The organism is Campylobacter sp. BCW_6465, from assembly GCF_001762815.1.
Taxonomy (GTDB): domain Bacteria; phylum Campylobacterota; class Campylobacteria; order Campylobacterales; family Campylobacteraceae; genus Campylobacter_D; species Campylobacter_D jejuni.
Window position 1 is genome coordinate 1 of sequence record NZ_MJXN01000042.1, and the last position, 2,637, is coordinate 2,637.

Consider the following 2,637-nt stretch of genomic DNA (forward strand, 5'->3'; position numbering starts at 1 on the left):
ATAAAATCAATCTGTTTAACTTCTTTATTGTTGATTGTTAAATTTTTAATAGTTTGAATTAACTCTGTTTTAGAACTTATAAACATAAAAGATTCCTTATATAAAGCATTATTATATCATTTTTTATTTGCTAATATTTTTTGTCTCTATTAATCTCTCCTATCCATCTAAGCACATTACCCTTATCATCAATCTCTACTTCTAAATCTTTGTATTTGTTGTAAAATTTAGGAGCTAAGATTTCTTGGAAGTATTTTGTGCCTTTTGGGGTTGTTGCTATCCAGATATTGTATTGTGACCAATATTGTGGTGTATCCCAAGAAGTGGGAGAAAACATTGTGCTACATCCATCTACAATAATATCATCATTCAAATTTCTTTCAAATCTTTCTTTATAAAAAAAATTATCTCTAAAATATATCCAAGCTTGATATTTATCTTCTTTATAATAAGATAAGTTTGAGGGATAATCTATTTTATTTCTATCTTCATCACAATAAGATCCAAAATCTATATAACCTGCTAGAAAAAGTTGCCCCAAGATATTAATATATTCACTTATATAGGTAGGTTTGGGTGTATTTAAAGAAGGAGTGTTGTTAAGACTATCAATATTATAAAATTGAATGATATTTGCATCTATTTCATGTCTTGCAAAAAATTCATCATCAATAAGTTTTAATAATAAATATTCAAATGCTAAGAGAATATCTGTTTTTGTTGTGTATCTTAAATATTCTAAAAGTAAATCCATTTCAGAAAAATATGGTTTATTATTTAATACTTTACTTAAATTTTCATAACTTTTATATCCTATATCATCTTTTTCTTTATAAGAAAAAATAGGATTACCCATTGCATATATTACTTTTATTCTTTTCACTTTTATTCCTATGGTTTAATATGAATAGTTTTATTGAGCTTTGGATTTTTACCATAAATATTTATTGTTTCTCCCCCACTTCCAGAACCTGTTCTGTATATAATATCAATTCCATCATTCAATTTATATCTTATAAATTTTTCTTGCGTAATTTGTCCTGTTTTATGATTTTTTATAGGAATATATTTTTCTTCTAACTTTGTGGCATTTTTTATTAATTTTTGCCACAGTTCATCTAATTCTTTTTTATTTTTCAAAAGGCGAATATTCCCACTGCTACCTTTTTGTAGTTTTTCAATAATTTTCACTACTTCTTGTCGCGTTAAACCACTATTAAGTCTACTTGTAATTTTAAACATTGAATATAAACCTCTTAAAGCCGGAACAAATGTATAACTCACATCTTCCAAAGGTTTATCATTGAGTTCTAATTGACTAGGAAATACTATCTCAATAAACTCTCCACTACCATCTTGTGTTTGTATTCTTATAACATTATCAGGGATAATTTCTTGAGTATTGTTTTCACTAACCCCATTTACCACCACAAATTTACAAACATAAAACTCTTGTTTTCTATCTTCATCTTCTAACATTTCATCTAGTCCTTGTGCGATTTGAAGTTTTAAATTTTGCATTTTTGCAGGAGCTAAAAAAGTTAAATGATATTCGTTTAATTCTTTATTATCTTCTAAAGCATTTTTGATGATTTTATCATACTCATGTAGCTGTGTAAAATACCCTACTCCTAAATCTTTATTTTCAAATTCCTTATAAGCACTTTTATAAACTTTAGCAATGTTTTTTGGGATAATAAAATAAAGTTTGATTAAATTAGTATCAAAGCTAAGATTTAATTCTTTAAATTCATAATCTTTACTAAAGTCTTGTTTGAATTGATTAAGAATATTTATATCCTCTATATCTTTTAAATCTTTTAAATCTATATTAAATTCATTTAAAGCCTTATCTTGTTCTTTTTTTTCATTATTGATTAAAAGATTATAGATAGGTAAATTATCTTTTTGAAATCTATCACTTTTATAATGAAGTCTTATTATAGGTTCTTTTAACTCTATTTGATTTTTACTTTGTTCTCCTAAGCCCTCTTTAGGATCAAAGCTGTGATCAAATTTAAACTTAGTAGGAGTAAAGCTTACTTTTAAAGGAAAACCTTTATCACTAATACAAGCTGATATGAGTTCTTGTAAGATTACATATTCATTATTGACTTTCTTTTGAGATAAGGATCCTTTTACATTAACAACTTTAGTACAAGGAACACTTACACCTGCTATAGTATTAGGACAAGCTACTATACTAGAGTTTAATAAATCACTTTCTAGCATTATAGACACACCATCATCTTTAAAAGTTTTTCCTTTGTTTGATTTAAGTATGACTTTACCTCCATGGATACATTCTAGGTTTTGATTTTCTAAAAGAGCATGAAGTTTAGCTATAGCTTGTTTTTTATCTACTTGTGTGGTTTTTTGTTCTTTTAAAGTGTTTGAAATTAAGTCTTTATACTCTAAGCTTTGTTTGCTTAAACATTCTAATTTAATATTTAAAGAATTTTCTATAATAGAATAATTAAGCAAGCAAAGTTCATCATTTTTATAAAAGATACTAAGTCTTCCTAAACCACTGCTTTCATCTTTAGGAGAAAAATAATAACTGGGTGTATCTTGTTTTATAGTATTATCTTGATCTAATTCTCCAAAGTAAAAAGGATTGTTAGGAAGTTCATTTGA

Annotated in this window: 2 protein-coding genes; both read right to left on the reverse strand. The window is 25.8% G+C overall.

The window, feature by feature from the left end:
* Positions 1-130: 130 nt before the first annotated feature.
* Positions 131-883, reverse strand: coding sequence for a hypothetical protein (locus AJ886_RS02925; protein ID WP_126238572.1), 753 nt, complete (start codon positions 881-883; stop codon positions 131-133).
* An 8-nt stretch (positions 884-891) separates the two neighbouring features.
* Positions 892-2,484, reverse strand: a complete 1,593-nt coding sequence (locus AJ886_RS02930; protein ID WP_070287095.1) for a lysozyme — start codon at positions 2,482-2,484, stop codon at positions 892-894.
* Positions 2,485-2,637: the final 153 nt, after the last annotated feature.